Source organism: Polaribacter sp. (genome assembly GCF_965656025.1).
Taxonomy (GTDB): Bacteria; Bacteroidota; Bacteroidia; order Flavobacteriales; family Flavobacteriaceae; genus Polaribacter.
The window spans coordinates 14,407-16,692 of record NZ_CBFHJT010000046.1 but is presented as its reverse complement, the minus strand read 5'-3'; the positions used below and the strand labels follow the sequence as shown (position 1 = coordinate 16,692).

General features: G+C 29.4%; 1 protein-coding gene and 1 pseudogene. One reads left to right on the top strand and one right to left on the bottom strand.

Annotation, left to right across the window (positions count from 1 at the left end):
• Positions 1–218 precede the first annotated feature (218 nt).
• Positions 219–1,397: an AIR synthase related protein gene (locus tag ACTG3S_RS09650; RefSeq protein WP_439129153.1), complete on the top strand. Its 1,179-nt coding sequence runs from the start codon at positions 219–221 to the stop codon at positions 1,395–1,397.
• Between the two features lies 1 nt (position 1,398).
• Here ACTG3S_RS09650 and ACTG3S_RS09645 read toward each other — a convergent pair.
• Positions 1,399–2,286 (bottom strand): annotated as a pseudogene (locus ACTG3S_RS09645) (hypothetical protein); the annotation flags it as partial.

Genomic DNA, 2,286 nt, shown 5'->3' with positions numbered 1-2,286 from the left:
AAGTGTTAGAAAAAGCAGATGCATATTGTGATAAAATTAAACCCTACTTTGAGAAAATTCGTTTTCATTGCGACAAATTAGAAACTATGGTAGATGATAATTTATGGCCCTTAACAAAGTACAGAGAATTATTGTTTACAAGATAATATAAAAACATCCTACAAATCTGTAGGATTTTTTTTGTAAAAGCCTAAATTTGCAATTCACAACACAATAATATGAGTCAAGAAGTTTCTAAAAGATATGCGCAAAGAGGTGTTTCTGCCTCTAAAGAAGATGTGCACAATGCCATTAAAAATATAGACAAAGGTTTATTTCCGAAAGCATTCTGTAAAATTGTACCAGATTATTTAACCAATGATGATGATTATTGTTTAATAATGCATGCAGATGGAGCAGGTACAAAATCTTCTTTAGCATACATGTACTGGAAAGAAACTGGAGATGTTTCTGTGTGGAAAGGCATTGCACAAGATGCTTTAATTATGAATATTGACGATTTATTGTGTGTGGGTGCAACTGACAATATTATGTTATCTTCTACCATTGGTCGTAACAAAAGTAAAATTCCAGGAGAAGTTTTATCAGCAATTATAAATGGTACAGAAGAATTAATCGAAGATTTAAAAAAATTCGGTGTTACTATACATTCTACTGGAGGTGAAACTGCAGATGTAGGTGATTTAGTAAGAACAATTATTGTGGATTCTACAGTGACTGCACGTATGAAACGCTCTGATGTAATTGATAATGCTAATATTAAACCAGGAGATGTAATTGTAGGTTTGGAATCTTTTGGGCAAGCAACTTACGAAACCGAATACAATGGAGGTATGGGGTCTAATGGATTAACTTCTGCAAGACACGATGTTTTTGATAACTATTTAGCAGAAAAATATCCAGAAAGTTTTGATGCAGCTGTTCCTGCTGATTTGGTATATTCTGGAAAAACAAAGTTGACAGATGAGGTTGAAAATGCACCAATTGACGCTGGTAAATTAGTGTTGTCTCCAACAAGAACCTATGCACCAATAATTAAAGAAATTTTATCAAAATTCGATTCAGAATCTGTACACGGAATGATACATTGTTCTGGAGGTGCACAAACTAAAATTTTACATTTTGTTGATCAATTACATATTGTTAAAGATAATATGTTTACAATTCCACCATTATTTAAATTGATACAAGAACAATCTAAAACCGATTGGAAAGAAATGTATCAAGTATTTAATTGTGGTCATAGAATGGAGTTATATGTATCTCCAGAAGTTGCAGAAGAAATTATTGCTATTTCAAAATCGTATGATGTAAATGCACAAATTATAGGTAGGGTAGAAGTTTCCGAAAAAAAGAAACTGACAATTAAAAGTGAGTTTGGTGTTTTTGAGTATTAAGTTACAATTCAATCCTAAAAACAAAATTGGTTGTTCTTCTTAAAGAAAATTTTGTGATACTTAATAATGGTTCATTAGGTATATTATTACCTGAATAATCTTCACTAATTGTGTTTTTTTGATCTAATAAATTTCTGATTGAAAAACCTATTTTTCCTTTTAATCGACTCTTGTCTGAAAAAGAAAAATTATACACAGAAGAAAAATCCAGACGATTATAATTTGGCAGCGTTCCAGTATTTACACTATCAAAAGTAAATGAATTATTAGAGTCGTTTTCTTTTATTAAGGTATATGGTTTCCCAGAATGCCATTTCCAACCTAATGCTACCTGTACTTTTTCTGTTTTATAGGCAACAGAATAAGAAACAAAGTGTTTAATTTGGTTATTAGCAGTAAAATACTCATTGTTGTTTAAATTACTAAACTTGTTATTTATATCTGAAAAAGAATAACTTAACCACGTTTTTATATGCTTAAAGTTCTTTTTTAAATAAAAATCAACTCCATAAGCTTTTTGGTTTCCTAAAAGAAAACTAGTAAAGTTATTAGTTAAAAAACCTAAAGATAAAGCAGATATATTAGAGGTTCGTTTGCTATATGTATCAAAGTCTAATGTCCATCCATTTTTTTTATAAATAACTCCAAATGATAGTTGATTGCTATTAATAATGGGTGCATTTGTATTATTAGATAATCTCCAAAGCTTGTTTTCTAAAGACAAATTACTTACTAAAGTTTCGTCAATTTGGTTTACAGTTTGATTTCTTACATCTGCTGTTAATTGTAATTTTAAATAATCTGTTATATTTTTAAAAACAACAATTCTTGGTTCTATTCTAAATTGATTTAGTTGACTGTAATAATTTATTCTTGCACCTAAATTAAA

Excerpts from the sequence above, each read along its gene's own strand:
- ACTG3S_RS09650 (WP_439129153.1), top strand. The coding sequence starts at position 219 with ATGAGTCAAGAAGTTTCTAAAAGATATGCGCAAAGAGGTGTTTCTGCC.